We start from the raw sequence: 13,082 nt of genomic DNA on the forward strand, positions 1-13,082 counted from the left end.
ATCATTAAGCTCGTCCTGTAACAGATCTTCAAACTCCAACATTGACTTTCCATGCTGGATAGTGATGAGAACTTGGGTTTCGGAGTTTTTTGAAGAAAGTATCTGGGCAGGCATGGCAGCAAACATAAACGTCAGTAGTCAATTACTAATAGAGTAGATGCTTTTTAAATACTTGCTACATTATTCAGGCTGAGCACCCCCTGTAACTATGATAATAGTCGTGTAGTCAACTTACTGATTGTTCGCATTAAATACGGCGAAAGTCGTAAGATTTTTTAAAAAAATTCATTGGATAAAACGTCAGTAATGTTTTCTTCATCTAAACCGAACCTTTCCAGAATTGATTTAAATCTTCTAACCGCATTAGAAGCACTGTTGGATGAACGCAGTGTGACCAAGGCAGCTGGTCGTCTTTTTATTGGTCAGCCTGCCATGAGCCATCACCTGGGGCGACTCCGAGAGCTGTTTGATGACCCTTTACTGGTCAGGCAAGGCAGCACCATGAAACTGACTCGTCGGGCGAGTGAGCTTCAACCAATGCTCAGAAAAATTCTGGATCAGGTGCGTAATGATTTACTGCCTGTGCAGCACTTTGAGCCAGCCTTGTTCTCTGGGCACATCAAAATAGGTCTTACGGATTATGCGGAGTCGTTGTATGCAGAAGCGATTGTTGAAGCGCTAAGGTTTAGTGCGCCAGAGTCATCGGTTAGTTTTATTCTGGTGGGTCGTGACAGTGCGTTTGCAGGGTTTCAGAAAGGCTTGCTGGACATTGCTATCGGTAGTCTTGGTAACGGTCCGGCGGAGCTGGCCATGGAAAAACTGTATACCGAAAAGCATGTTTGCCTTTTTGATAATCGACAGTTAAAGCTCAATTTACCGCTCAGCTATGAAGACTTCCTCTCTGTGGATCATGCCCTTATAAACAACACTGGTTTTGTAAAAGGGATCGTTGATGATTTACTGGCAGAGCGCGGGGATAAACGAAAAGTTCGTGTCACCTGTGGACGGTTTACCTCGCTGTTACGACTGTTGCCAGGAGAGCCATTAATCAGTGTGGTTCCTCGGGTGCTGGCGGCTCTAGGTGATCCAGAGCAGATGTTGACGGCTTCTCCCTGCCCGGTGGCGGTGCCAGATTTTGATATTTATCTGGCCTGGCGCCGGGAAGATCATGACAACCTGCTATTAAAGTGGTTAAGAAAGCTGGTTGGGAGTGTGGTTAGAGAGAGGAGAGCATTATTATTGCCACATCATGATACAGTCAGTTAAATAAGATATTAGACGTTGGTCTTATAGTGAATTCTGGTGCAAATCTTGAGAATAGGAGTGTGTAATAAGTTTACGTTTACGTAAACTTCGTGTTAGTTTGAAAACTGAACAAAATAGACAAATTGCCAAACAATAAAAATCCAAGAATAAAAATAAAATAGGAAGGCAATGGGTATGAAACCACTTCTTGAGGTCAAGCAGATTGATCTCGCGTTTGGTGGCGTAAAGGCGCTCACTGACGTCAGTTTTACTGTGAATAAAGGCGACGTTTACTCCATCATTGGGCCTAACGGTGCTGGCAAAACGTCCATGCTGAATTGCATCTCCGGACGTTATCAGCCGCAGCAGGGTTCCATTTCATTTAAACAGCAGGAAATCACCCGGATGAAGCCGAATCAGCGCTCATCTCTGGGGCTGGGAAGGACTTTCCAGAATCTTGCGTTATTCAGTCACATGTCGGTACTGGAAAACATTCTGGTTGGACGACACCACCTGCTTAAAAATAATTTTGCGTCAGGGCCGTTGTATTGGTTTTCCGGCGCTCAGAAAGAAGAGCTTGAGCATCGTCGTACAGTAGAAGAAATTATCGATTTCCTGGAAATTGCCCATATCCGCAAAAAGCAGACAGGCACGCTTTCCTATGGTTTGAGAAAAAGGGTAGAGCTGGCGAGAGCCATTGCATTGAAGCCTGACATGATTCTGCTGGATGAACCCATGGCTGGTATGAATCAGGAAGAAAAAGAAGATATGGCGCGTTATATCCTCGACTTGAATGAAGAGTGGGGGATGACCGTGGTGATGATTGAACACGATATGAGTGTGGTCATGGGTATCTCTAAGCGGGTTATGGTTTTAGATTTTGGCAGCAAAATCGCAGAAGGGCTGCCGGAAGAAGTGATTGATAACGAGCACGTGCGCAGAGCCTACCTTGGAGAAGAGGATGACATATTGGAGGCTGCGGTATGAGTTTTCCAGATATCAATATCTACGACACTTTTCCAAAACTTCTCGCCTGGAACGCTGAGCACTATGGCGATGATGTGGCCATGCGCGAGAAAGAGTATGGCATTTGGCAGGTATTTACCTGGCAGGATTACCACAATCGGGTTAAGTGGCTAACACTCGGATTAAGGTCGCTGGGGGTGAATGCTGGAGAAGTGATCGCGTTATTAGGCGACAACCGACCAGAGTGGATTTGGGGTGAAGTGGCTGCCCATGCTCTCCACGGATATTCCCTGGGTGTTTATCAAGATTCACTCCATGAAGAGACAGAATATCTGCTGACATTTTCTGAGTCAGCAGTTGTGATCGCAGAAGATGAAGAGCAGTGCGACAAGCTTCTGGAGCTGGAAGTTCGAATTCCAACGATTCGTCATATTGTTTACTGCGACCCACGGGGAATGCGCAAATACGACGATGATCGATTGGTCGATATAGAAAAGGTGTATCAATTAGGGCGTCAACTGGACCAACAACAACCAGAGCTATACGCCAGCATGGTTGAAAGCACCCATGGTGATAACCTTTCCATCCTTTGTACTACATCAGGCACAACCTCCAGACCAAAACTGGCGAAACATCACTCCGGCCCATTTCTTGATCATTGTGCCGCTTATCTTCGAGCTGACCCTAAAAAGCCAGGCAATAATTATGTGTCCGTTTTACCACTGCCTTGGGTGATGGAGCAGGTATACGCCGTTGGTCAGGCATTGATTCAACGACAGGTTATTAATTTTGTCGAAACTCAGGAAACCATGATGTCCGATCTTCGGGAGATCGGGCCTGAGTTTGTGCTGCTGGCACCGAGGGTTTGGGAAAATCTGGCAGCAGAAATTCATGCAAGGATGATGGACGCTCAGCCTTTGAAACAAAAGCTATTCAAGTTTGGTTTAGACCGTGCATTGAAAGCCAGAGAACAGGGGCGGAAATCAAAATTAGCCGACTGGATTTTGATGGGCGCCCTGCGGGACCGACTGGGCTTTTCAAACCTGACATCAGCTGCCACCGGTGGTGCGGCTATGGGGCCGGATACCTTCAAACTGTTTCATGCTATGGGCGTACCGCTGAAGCAGCTGTATGGTCAGACTGAGCTGGCAGGCGCATATACGATTCACAACGGTGAGGATATTGATTACGAATCCGTTGGTGTTCCTTTTGATAACAGTGAATTGCGTATCGAGCAGCCGGATGAAAATGGGTTGGGTGAAATTGTCGCTCGTACCTCTGGAATGTTCACTGGCTATCATAAGAACGATCAGGCATTCCATGATGACGTTCGGGATGGCTGGATGTATACCGGCGATGCTGGCTATATAAAAGACAGTGGCCATTTGGTGGTGGTTGATCGAGTAAAAGACCTGGCTCAAACATCGACCCAGATACGTTTTTCACCTCAATATATTGAGAACCGGCTGAAGTTTTCTCCTTACATTGCAGAAGCGGTGATCCTTGGCAATGAACGGCCCTACCTGACGGCACTGCTCTGCATCCGTTACAGTATCGTGTCTAAATGGGCGGAAGCCCGTGGCATAGCATTTACCAACTATACGAATCTTTCTTCGCAGCCAGAAATACAAACTTTGCTCCAGCAGGCCATGGAACAGGTGAATGAAGGGTTACCGGAAAGCCAGCGAATCAAACGATTCCTGTTGCTCTACAAAGAGCTGGATGCCGACGATGGTGAGCTGACACGAACCCGGAAAGTTCGCCGGAGCGTGGTTGCCGAAAAGTATGCAGATATTATCAATGCACTCTACAAAGGTGATGAACGAGTCGAAGTTGATACGGTCATTACCTTCCAGGATGGCAGTAAAAGTCGGATTCAAACGACACTGGATGTAATAAATCTTGGCGATGATATACCGGTACTCACCGAGCAATATGCCGACAGAAAGCAATCCAGCAAAGATCTGGCCAACAAAGCACTGGAGGAAGCATTATGAATACGGAACTTCTACTGCAGCTCACAGTGAATGGTCTGATTGTTGGCCTGCTCTATGGCGTGATCGCCATGTGCTTTGTGTTGATTTATAAATCCACTCAGGTGGTGAACTTTGCGCAGGGTGAGTTTCTGTTGATTGGTGCCTGGGTGTGTTGGGCGACACTGGTTTGGTTGGATCTCCCTTTTTATATCGGGTTTTTGTTAACTCTCGGCTTTATGACGGTGTTCGGCATCATAATACAGGCGGTATTTCTCAGGCCAATGATTGGCGAACCCATCATCTCGGTGATCATGGTGACTATTGGGCTTTCCATGTTTTTCCAATCATTGATGAAATGGATTTTCGGAGTGTCTGCTGAAAGTTATCCACAAGTATTTGAAACCAGCACCATTAGTATTGCGGGTCTGAATATTGAGTTGGCCTATATTCTCAGCCTGATTTTCTCCGTGGTCATGATGGTGGGCTTTTATTGGTTCTTCCGTTATTCAAGGCTTGGTTTAGCGATGCGTGCTACCGCGTTTGATCAGCAAGTGGCTAGCAGCTTGGGGATTTCCGTTTCCAAAGTCTTTGCAGCCAGCTGGGCAATCTCTGCCATGGTGTCTGCCACCGCGGGCATTGTTATTGGAATGGTGAATGGTGTTTCTGATGCGTTGTCGTTTATTGGGATTAAGGTGTTTCCGGCGGTCATTCTTGGTGGGTTGGACTCCATTGTGGGTGGCGTTGTCGGTGGTGTGATTATTGGTGTGTTGGAAAACCTTGCGGAGTTTATCGACAGTCAATATCTACATATTGGCAACCTATACACCATTGCACCGTTTTATATCCTGCTGATTATTCTGACCATCAAACCTTATGGTTTGTTTGGTACTAAAAATATCGAGCGAATCTAAATTCGGGAAAAAGGACGTTAAAATAATGATTTCTCTTTCCATGCGACCCTGTGGCGATTTTCGAACCAGCTACAAAGCCGATAACCAGATCTTTGAAACCAGCACCATTCGTTGGCTGGTGGTGGCAACCGTAATAGCGCTTTGCTTTGCGCCATTGATTCTGGACGCTTACTTCCTGACACTCTTTATTCAGGTGGCTTATCTGGGCATCGCTGCTCTGGGTTTGAACATATTGGTGGGCTTTACCGGCCAGATTTCCCTTGGTCACGGTGCTTTCTTCGGATTTGGTGCCTTTGCTTCAGCTTGGCTGAATAATGAATTTGGGATTCCGGTATGGCTGGCCATTCCTCTGGCGGGTTGGTTGACCATGGTCGTTGGTATGATTTTCGGATCACCAGCAGCCCGTATTAAAGGTCTTTATCTGGCCATCGCTACTCTGGCAGCGCAGTTTATTATTGAAGATTTCTTCGCCCGTGCAGAATGGTTTTCCGGTGGCTCCTATGGCGCTGCTGCCGAGCCGGTCTCAATATTTGGTTATACCCTGGATTCAGATCAGTCCTTCTTTTACATCGCACTGTTCGCCTTGGTGTTTATGTACCTCTGGGGGACAAACCTCATGCGCAGCCGTGATGGGCGGGCATTTGTGGCGGTCCGTGATCACTACCTTTCTGCAGAAATAATGGGGATTAATCTGAATTGGTATCGATTGCTATCCTTTGGTGTTTCGTCCTTTTTTGCAGGTATTGGCGGTGCACTTTACGGCCATTATCTGGGCTATGTTTCCGCAGAAGGTTTTACGCTGATGATGTCTATTCAGTTTCTGGCAATGATCATTATCGGAGGCTTGGGTTCAGTGTTTGGCGCCTTGCTGGGCACTATTTTTATTGTGCTATTGCCAGAAGTATTGGAGTCGGTGGTTGCACTGATAGCTGGTACTGGCCTGCTACCTGCCGGCAGTGTGGCGGAGAGTATGGCCTATTTTAAAGAAATGGCGGTTGGGCTGGTGATTATTCTTTTCCTGGTATTTGAACCCCAGGGATTGGCTCATCGCTGGCGGCAGATTAAGGCGTATTGGAAGTTTTACCCCTTCGCGTATTAATGCAGTAGATGTCAAAAATAATAATAAGGAGACAACACATGCTAAAGATACTCTGTAAACAAGTCCTTCCCGGGCTGGCTATCGCCGCCTTGTCGTTCAGTGTAACGGCCAAAGAAACCGTCTTTGTTGGTCACTTGGCAGATTACTCGGGCCCAACAGCCTTTGTGGGTAAATATTATGCTGATGGTATTAAAGACACACTGTCGTGGATTAATCTGCAGGGTGGCATTAATGGCACCATGATTGAGACAGAGACAGTGGATTATGCTTACAAAGTACCTCAGGCCATCAGCAACTATAAAAAATGGAAATCCCGTAAAAATATGGTTGCCATGCAGGGTTGGGGTACGGCAGATACAGAAGCGTTGATTTCCTTCATCGTCAAAGATGAAATTCCGGTGTATTCGGCTTCTTACTCAGGCCACCTGACTGACCCGCAGAAGAAAAACCCGAAAACCAAAAAAGCAGCACCCTATAACTTCTTCTACGGCGCTTCGTATTCCGACACCTGTCGTGCATTAGTGCAATGGGCAAAAGACGATTGGCAAGGTAAAGGAGAAACCGGTAAGCCGGGCTTTGTTCACATCGGCGATAACCACCCTTACCCAAATGCACCTAAAGCTGCCTGTGCAGAATACGCTGAAGAGCTTGGCTTTGATGTGAAACCGCCGGTAGTGGTCTCTATGAAACCTGGCGACTTTAAAGCGCAATGTTTGTCGATCAAAACTACCGGTGCGCAGTATGGTTATGTAGCCAATCTCGGTGGTTCAGTGGTGTCGCTGATTAAATCCTGTAATACCGTGGGCACCGATATTCAGTTTATGTCCAATATCTGGGGCGGCGATATGCTGACCTTCAAAGCGGCTGGTGAAGGGATTGATAACTATGTCTTCCCGGCTTTGACACCGTTCTGGAATGACGATGTCGAGAACCTGAAAATGGTGAAAGATATTGCCAAGGCGGCTAACCGTGATGAGAGCTTTCAGACACACCATTACATCCGGGGCGTTTGCTCAACTCTGTATATGGCAGAAGCCATGAAATGGGCTGAGGAAAATGGTGGCATCACCGGAGCCAATATTAAGCAGGGTATGTATGCCAAACAGGATTGGATTCCTGAAGGGCTTGACGGTGTTTGTTTGCCAGCCAGTTGGGCAGCAGACGACCATCGTGGTTTGAATTCCGTGAAAATTTATCAGGCAAAATGGAATCAGGGTGATATCGCTGTGAAACAACTATCACAGGTAACGCTGCCTCGCCGTGAAGACTGGTTAGGGTATTAATACAGGCAGTCGCAATAGTTCTGGTTCCCATGCTCTGCGTGGGAACCCATATGACTATCTCTTTGAAAATAAAGGGTATGCATTCCCACACGGAGCATGGGAACGAGGTGTCTAAAAATGGTTGGCAACATATTGGCTTACCGACCTATCACGAAATTCAGCTGTTGATCCATGGGGGTCTTATGGAAGCCCTGAAAATAGAATCTGCCGAGCCACTGCTCAGCATTAATAATGTCGAAGTGATTTACGACGAAGTGATTCTGGTCTTGCGTGGCGTCAGTCTTGACGTGCCGGAAGGTCAGATCGTTACGTTGCTTGGCCCAAATGGTGCCGGAAAATCCACCACGCTGAAAGCGATCTCTGGGTTACTGAAATCAGAAGATGGTGAAGTGAGCAATGGTGAAATCCGGTTTATGGGTGAGCGGATTGATCGGAAGAATGCCGAGGATATCGTCCGTTCTGGCATCTTTCAGGTTATGGAAGGTCGTCGTATTGTTGAAGACATGACCTGTGAAGAAAACCTCAGGCTTGGGGCATACACTCGAAGTCAGAAGAATATCCGTGATGAGATTGACCGGGTTTATACCTATTTTCCACGGCTGAAAGAGCGAAGTGGCCTTGCGGGTTATTTATCCGGAGGTGAGCAGCAAATGTTGGCGATTGGTCGTGCATTGATGGCTAATCCAAAAATGATTCTGCTGGATGAGCCGTCAATGGGTTTATCGCCACTGTTGGTAAAAGAAGTTTTTGGCATCATCGAGAAAATCAACCGGGAGCAGGGCATTACCATGTTGCTGGTTGAACAGAATGCCAATTTTGCCCTGAAAAATGCCAGTTACGGTTACATTATGGAATCTGGCAAAGTGGTCTTGGACGGTACCCGGGAAGAGCTGTTAAACAACCAGGATGTGAAGGAATTTTATCTTGGGGGAAATGAAAGCAGTCGCAGCTTTAAGAATCTGAAATCCTACAAGCGTCGTAAACGCTGGCTCTAAAAAAGGAACGCCCATGAGCACTGAGAATTGCTTTTCCATAAAAGAGGTGATGAATCCAGCCGAGCGGGAACGCTATTTGTTTGGCGAGCTACGGGAAACACTGTCTCGTGCAAGAACGGACAGCGTCTACTATCAGCAGTTATTGCAGAATGTGAATCCCGCGAGTATTCAGTGTCGTGAGGATCTTGCCAGACTGCCCGTTACCCGAAAGTCTGATTTGATTCGCTTTCAGGCAGGTCACCCGCCTTTTGGTGGTTTAAATGGTGTTGACCCAGGTGCGGTTGCTCGTTTGTTTCAGTCTCCTGGGCCTATTCAGGAGCCTGAAGGTAAAGGTGATGATTGGTGGCGAATGGGGCAGGCTTTCTATGCTGCCGGGTTCCGGGCGGGGGATATTGTCCATAACACATTGTCTTATCACTTAAGCCCCGGTGGCTTTATTATGGATTCCGGTGCCCGGGCTTGTGGTTGTGCGGTGATTCCCGCAGGCACAGGGCAAACGGAATTACAGTTGCAAGTGATCGATTCTCTGAAGCCCACCGGTTACTGTGGAACCCCTTCGTTCTTAAAAACACTGTTAGAGAAAGCGGACGCAAAAGGTCAGGATCTGTCGTTTACTCACGCTATGGTGTCGGGGGAAGCGCTGCCAGAAAGCCTGAGAAGTTACTTTCAGTGTCGGGGTATTCAGTGCTTTCAGTGTTACGCAACGGCGGACCTTGGGCTCATTGCTTATGAGAGTCATAGCAGTGCGGGGATGATGGTTGCTGAAGATATTATTCTGGAAATTCTGAATCCAGACATTGGCGAAGTGGTGCCAGAAGGCGGTATCGGTGAAGTGGTAGTCACCAGTTTCAACCCGGAATACCCGATGATTCGCTTTGCAACGGGTGACCTTTCTGCCGTGGCTGAAGGTTCAAGTGCCTGCGGTCGAACCAATACCCGGATTCGTGGCTGGCTTGGGCGTTCGGATATTTCTACCAAGGTTCGAGGTTTGTTTGTGCATCCTAATCAGGTGACCACTATCGTTCAACGTCATCATGGCATTATCAAGGCGCAGTTTAGTATCAGCCATGAGGAGGGCAAAGATAGACTTACACTGTTGTATGAATCCAGCGATCAGGTGGATACCGAGGCGTTGAAAAAATCCATTAAATCGGTGACTCGTCTGAGAGGGGAAACTCAGCGGGTAGAAACGCTGGCGAAAGAAGATCAGCTGATTGTTGATGAGCGGGGTTGAAGAGCAGCCCGGTGTTTGAGCCGGGCTGATTACTGGGAACTTGTTAGTGCTTATCTCTAGCTTCCATACGCGCCTTGATGGCTTCGTAACGTTCTAAAGGCATGCCGTTTTTCGCCAGTTCCATCTCCTTAACCAGGGAGTTATCTTTAGTCACGATGGTTACTTTGTAGCCATTATCCGTGGCGGTTACTTCACCTAACTGAACATTGTCATTGCCTTGCATAATCAGGCGAGCTTCGTTCAGTGTGCGGATTTCTTCAGCGGTAAACTCGCGATCCATGTGTTCTTTGAAGTTTCCACGCTTGCCGTGTTTGCCCCGTTCACCTTTCATAAAATGGCCTTTGCGATCGCCATCAATGCAGCGACCCTTACCGCCATCATTGCCGCCATTATCGTCACCAAACCAGGCAAAGGCAGAAGAGGTGGTGAATACAGTAGCCAGTGCTGCAGCGATCAAGGTTGTCTTTTTCATGGTTTCTCTCCTTTTTGGCTTGAATGCCGCTTCGTTGAGTTCATTTAAAACCATGAATTTCGCAGAATTATCCCTGAAGCTCCGGAGTTTGTCGCAATTTGTATCAAAAAGTCTCAGGCCATATAGAACGATGACCTCTCACTCGTATAATGAGCTTATCGTTACGTTTAATGATCTGAAATATCAATTCCATCAGTTACCCGTATTCAGTGCGAGGGGTTGATCATTTGGAGGATCAATTATTGATACCGGAATATGTGTTATTAGAAATGATACCCGGTGGGTGCGGCAGTGTGCCGGGCATCATTTCTGTCTTTAAACAGGATTAAAGGAACAGTACGCTATATTACACAGGGGTGCCGCTTGATGATTGGAAATCTTTATCCCACAATTCGAACTTTTTAAAGGCATCCGCCTGATATTTTAGACGATCTATGAAAATTATGGGTTTGGAACTGACTATTCCCATGGATTTTAGAGATTGTTGTATATTCATAGAAAAGATGCTTTTAGTTTCCGACTTGGAGCTTTCAGGGTTTTTCAATAATTCTCTAAGCTCATCATCAGTAATCTGTACTTTCTTAAACTCAATCTTGCGACTAGAGCTTTTCAGGGATGCTGAAGCTATCGGTTTCGTGCCATGATTTTCATGTTTGCTATGGCTGTTTTGGAGAATTGATACCAGACTGGCGCTTACCACAGTTTCCGGATTTGGTTGGTCATGGATTTTCGCCCATACATCATTGTGTTCCCAATTCTCTTTGAAGTCTTTATAGAGATGATTCAGTACTTCTTTTACTGTTCGTGATTGTTGATACCATTGTTTAATTGGTTCTAATGCCATATTTTGTTTCTCATAGCGTTGCCAGTCAATTATATCGTGCAGAACAGCTTCGCATGTAGTTTCAGAAATTGGGGTGAATGTTAAATTCTCCACCTCTTTCAAACTTAACTTTTGAAAGTTATCTTCTTTCGCTTTTATTGCTAAAAAGGCGGATAGGGAAAGCATCATGTTGTTATTTAATGCGATAGTTACCTTTTCATCCATTGGAAACATTTCACGACAACTTCCGTTATCAATAAAGCCAATATGAATACTATTATCATCAGTCCAGAACATGCAGTTTCCAGGATGCAGGTCTATATTTGAAAAACCAATATTTTTCGAAGCGGACAGCCACATAGAGGGGATTCTTTGTTTTAGGTCCTGTAAAATTTGGTTGATCTGTTCTGTGTTCAATTCTTGATGATTATTCCATTCTGGCTTCCAGTTTTCTAATATTGAAAAGACCTGATGACTACGATCTAAAGGACAACCGGGCATTAAATCCATTACAAGTACTTTGTTATTTGAATAGTGCTGGTAAGTTTTCGGCGCTGAGAAATGAACAGGAATTTTTCGGGTTTTTTTACCGGAAGAAACCTCTATAACATTATTTTCCGGTTTGTAGTTTTCAAAAAAATCATAAATAATTTCACTGTTTGCTAGCTCAATACTCAGATTTGCTTCTTCTATTATCTGTTTTATTGCCGAGTCAAAAAATGTGCATTGTAAATTGTCTGATCCATATTTCATGTTTACAAGAGGCGATATTATATTTCTAAGAATCATCATGTCCTGAGATAGCAGGTTGAGTAATTCTGGTGAAACTGTCTTAACTGCCAGCGCTTGGCCTGATATTGTAACCCTGTCAGTTTGGCAGATCATTCCTCGACCAAGTTCTTCGTTGTATTCAATATCTAAACTTGCAGAAGGATTATTTGAATGTATGGATTCCTTTAAGTAGTTGACTACATCTTCTGGGGAAATCTTACCTGCATTATTGGAGCTTAATGTAGACTGCATTATTTTTTTCATTTTTGTAATTTTGTCGTAATCGATGGTATCAGGCATATGCAGATCTGAACTGTTAGTTACATCTCTTCCAGACTTCATAAAGGCGTAATTTTCAGGCATTTCCTTCCCATCTGATGATGGGGTGGTCTTAGCAATCTTTTCTCGGGGTGTCTCTTCAGTGCCTGCGCTGTCAGTCAATGGCCTTTTTAAACTTCCACTATCAATTGAAACAGCACCTTCTGCTTGGTTATTGAGTGTGCGCGGTTGGTCAGATGGCTCCGTTTTTGTAGTTGATTGGTGTATGCTAGTGATTGTTTCCTCTATATATCTACTGTTAGCCCCCATGAGTTGACAGGCTTTTCCAACTAATCCACCTGACCGAGCAAGATTTTCCATGGCTTTTGGACTTTGAAAACCAAACCCAATAAGTGCATTGTATGCAGTGCTAAACAATCTAGGCGTATTTAGTACAAGCGCAAAAAGGGTTTGTAAATTTGTGATTGCACTTACCCCATTTATTGCTGGCTGGTTAGCAATGAGAACCCTTCGATCAGTTATTTTCTTTTGAATGCTTTCCTGACAGGACAAGTCCAGCTGACCATGAAGTGTATTTTTGTAGTCTACTGATTGTTTTTGTTTTTTTTCATCAAGGGGTGGGTTTGCTTGGCTAGTGGTACTAATGCTTGGCGCAACGGGGCTCATGAGTATGGTTTCCATTTGTATATAAAAGTTACATCTTCAAATCTATGGACATTTAGACATGATGAAAGTTCATTGGATTCAGGTATTAGTTTTTATAGATTAGGACTTTTAAATTTTGGTTAGGGATAATTCAGTTTTTTAAAGAGACCTGAAAAACGACTGATGGATATGGCCAATCGCTGTGTCTATAAAAAGATAGGGGCTCAATCACAGCTCATAAAAAGCATCAAAGAGTAGTCACTGCTGTCCGGTTAAAAATCTGGGGAAGAACTGAAGTGCTTGTCTCTGTTGATCTACGGTAAAATAGCGGTTGTCGAGACAGCTATTTTACAGAACAAGAGAGACAGGCATGAAGCATCATA

The 13,082-nt window shown here is 45.3% G+C and carries 10 protein-coding genes; 8 read left to right on the forward strand and 2 right to left on the reverse strand.

What is annotated here, in order from left to right:
* Positions 1-306 precede the first annotated feature (306 nt).
* From AKL11_RS07930 to AKL11_RS07965, 8 genes are all read left to right on the forward strand, one after another.
* Positions 307-1,266 carry a LysR family transcriptional regulator gene (locus tag AKL11_RS07930; protein ID WP_067516227.1) on the forward strand — a complete coding sequence of 320 codons (960 nt, stop codon included), beginning with the start codon at positions 307-309 and terminating at the stop codon, positions 1,264-1,266.
* 174 nt (positions 1,267-1,440) lie between these two features.
* Positions 1,441-2,232: an ABC transporter ATP-binding protein gene (locus AKL11_RS07935; protein ID WP_067516229.1), complete on the forward strand. Its 792-nt coding sequence runs from the start codon at positions 1,441-1,443 to the stop codon at positions 2,230-2,232.
* Entirely contained in the window at positions 2,229-4,208 is a 1,980-nt protein-coding gene (locus AKL11_RS07940; RefSeq protein ID WP_067516232.1) for a long-chain fatty acid--CoA ligase, read from the forward strand. Before AKL11_RS07935 ends, AKL11_RS07940 begins: the two co-directional genes overlap by 4 nt.
* Complete coding sequence (locus tag AKL11_RS07945; protein WP_067516235.1) at positions 4,205-5,098, forward strand: branched-chain amino acid ABC transporter permease; 894 nt, start codon at positions 4,205-4,207, stop codon at positions 5,096-5,098. The genes AKL11_RS07940 and AKL11_RS07945 overlap by 4 nt, the downstream gene beginning before the upstream one ends.
* A gap of 25 nt (positions 5,099-5,123) precedes the next feature.
* On the forward strand, positions 5,124-6,197 hold the full coding sequence (locus tag AKL11_RS07950) for a branched-chain amino acid ABC transporter permease (RefSeq protein ID WP_067516237.1): 1,074 nt from the start codon (positions 5,124-5,126) through the stop codon (positions 6,195-6,197).
* 38 nt (positions 6,198-6,235) lie between these two features.
* Complete coding sequence (locus AKL11_RS07955) at positions 6,236-7,480, forward strand: ABC transporter substrate-binding protein (protein ID WP_067516238.1); 1,245 nt, start codon at positions 6,236-6,238, stop codon at positions 7,478-7,480.
* A 50-nt stretch (positions 7,481-7,530) separates the two neighbouring features.
* Positions 7,531-8,475, forward strand: a complete 945-nt coding sequence (locus tag AKL11_RS07960) for an ABC transporter ATP-binding protein (protein ID WP_342669730.1) — start codon at positions 7,531-7,533, stop codon at positions 8,473-8,475.
* Positions 8,476-8,488: 13 nt separating this feature from the next.
* The gene (locus AKL11_RS07965) at positions 8,489-9,709 is read left to right on the forward strand and encodes a phenylacetate--CoA ligase family protein (protein ID WP_067516240.1); all 1,221 of its coding nucleotides are present in this window, start codon (positions 8,489-8,491) and stop codon (positions 9,707-9,709) included.
* A gap of 43 nt (positions 9,710-9,752) precedes the next feature.
* On the opposite strand, the gene AKL11_RS07970 is transcribed toward AKL11_RS07965, so the two are convergent.
* Both AKL11_RS07970 and AKL11_RS07975 read right to left on the reverse strand, forming a co-directional pair.
* On the reverse strand, positions 9,753-10,181 hold the full coding sequence (locus AKL11_RS07970) for a hypothetical protein (protein ID WP_157673471.1): 429 nt from the start codon (positions 10,179-10,181) through the stop codon (positions 9,753-9,755).
* A 346-nt stretch (positions 10,182-10,527) separates the two neighbouring features.
* Complete coding sequence (locus tag AKL11_RS07975) at positions 10,528-12,720, reverse strand: AarF/UbiB family protein (RefSeq protein ID WP_067516243.1); 2,193 nt, start codon at positions 12,718-12,720, stop codon at positions 10,528-10,530.
* Between the last annotated feature and the right edge of the window lie 362 nt (positions 12,721-13,082).

It is taken from the genome of Endozoicomonas ascidiicola (assembly GCF_001646945.1).
GTDB lineage: Bacteria > Pseudomonadota > Gammaproteobacteria > Pseudomonadales > Endozoicomonadaceae > Endozoicomonas > Endozoicomonas ascidiicola.

Excerpts from the sequence above, each read along its gene's own strand:
- AKL11_RS07965 (WP_067516240.1), top strand. The coding sequence starts at position 8,489 with ATGAGCACTGAGAATTGCTTTTCCATAAAAGAGGTGATGAATCCAGCC.
- AKL11_RS07975 (WP_067516243.1), bottom strand. The coding sequence starts at position 12,720 with ATGAGCCCCGTTGCGCCAAGCATTAGTACCACTAGCCAAGCAAACCCA.
- AKL11_RS07945 (WP_067516235.1), top strand. The coding sequence starts at position 4,205 with ATGAATACGGAACTTCTACTGCAGCTCACAGTGAATGGTCTGATTGTT.
- AKL11_RS07940 (WP_067516232.1), top strand. The coding sequence starts at position 2,229 with ATGAGTTTTCCAGATATCAATATCTACGACACTTTTCCAAAACTTCTC.
- AKL11_RS07935 (WP_067516229.1), top strand. The coding sequence starts at position 1,441 with ATGAAACCACTTCTTGAGGTCAAGCAGATTGATCTCGCGTTTGGTGGC.
- AKL11_RS07955 (WP_067516238.1), top strand. The coding sequence starts at position 6,236 with ATGCTAAAGATACTCTGTAAACAAGTCCTTCCCGGGCTGGCTATCGCC.
- AKL11_RS07960 (WP_342669730.1), top strand. The coding sequence starts at position 7,531 with ATGACTATCTCTTTGAAAATAAAGGGTATGCATTCCCACACGGAGCAT.
- AKL11_RS07950 (WP_067516237.1), top strand. The coding sequence starts at position 5,124 with ATGATTTCTCTTTCCATGCGACCCTGTGGCGATTTTCGAACCAGCTAC.
- AKL11_RS07970 (WP_157673471.1), bottom strand. The coding sequence starts at position 10,181 with ATGAAAAAGACAACCTTGATCGCTGCAGCACTGGCTACTGTATTCACC.
- AKL11_RS07930 (WP_067516227.1), top strand. The coding sequence starts at position 307 with ATGTTTTCTTCATCTAAACCGAACCTTTCCAGAATTGATTTAAATCTT.